Raw genomic sequence first — 454 nt, 5'->3', positions numbered from 1 at the left:
TTTTAAAATTTTAGGCCGAAGCCTTTAATGGATACTTACTCTCGACTTCATACCGAGCATATCGCTCCTGCATGTCATCAAGAGTTACTCCGTGAAACCGAGTTCTACGTTGCGAACTCTGATTCAGACCTAACAGGTGTAAACCCTGTCTAAGTGCAAAAAAAGAGCGCGTAGCGCTCTTTTTAAATTTTGGAATCGGACTAGCTTGCGATTCTGCTTCCGAAACGCTTCTTGAACTTGTCGATGCGACCGCCAGTGTCCATCACTTTCTGCTTACCAGTGTAGAATGGGTGGCACGCCGAGCACACGTCCAAAAGAAGATCTTTGCACAGTGTTGAACGTGTCTTGATCACGTTACCGCAACTGCATTTTGCTTCGATTTCCTGATACTCAGGATGAATATCGTTTTTCATGATAATGACCTCTATAAAGTTTTGCCGCCACTCACTGTAAA

Annotated in this window: 2 protein-coding genes; one reads left to right on the top strand and one right to left on the bottom strand. The window is 44.1% G+C overall.

Going from position 1 to position 454, the window contains the following annotated elements; genetic code table 11:
- Window positions 1-27 precede the first annotated feature (27 nt).
- Complete coding sequence (locus tag A3750_RS27105) at window positions 28-153, top strand: hypothetical protein (RefSeq protein ID WP_255374856.1); 126 nt, start codon at window positions 28-30, stop codon at window positions 151-153.
- A 47-nt stretch (window positions 154-200) separates the two neighbouring features.
- Here A3750_RS27105 and rpmE read toward each other — a convergent pair whose 3' ends face one another.
- Complete coding sequence (gene rpmE, locus A3750_RS05385) at window positions 201-413, bottom strand: 50S ribosomal protein L31 (protein ID WP_068454520.1); 213 nt, start codon at window positions 411-413, stop codon at window positions 201-203.
- Window positions 414-454 lie beyond the last annotated feature (41 nt).

The sequence above is a fragment of the Oleiphilus sp. HI0079 genome (genome assembly GCF_001635105.1).
The sequence above is the reverse complement of the archived record's forward strand: the minus strand, read 5'-3'. Positions and strand labels throughout refer to the sequence as shown.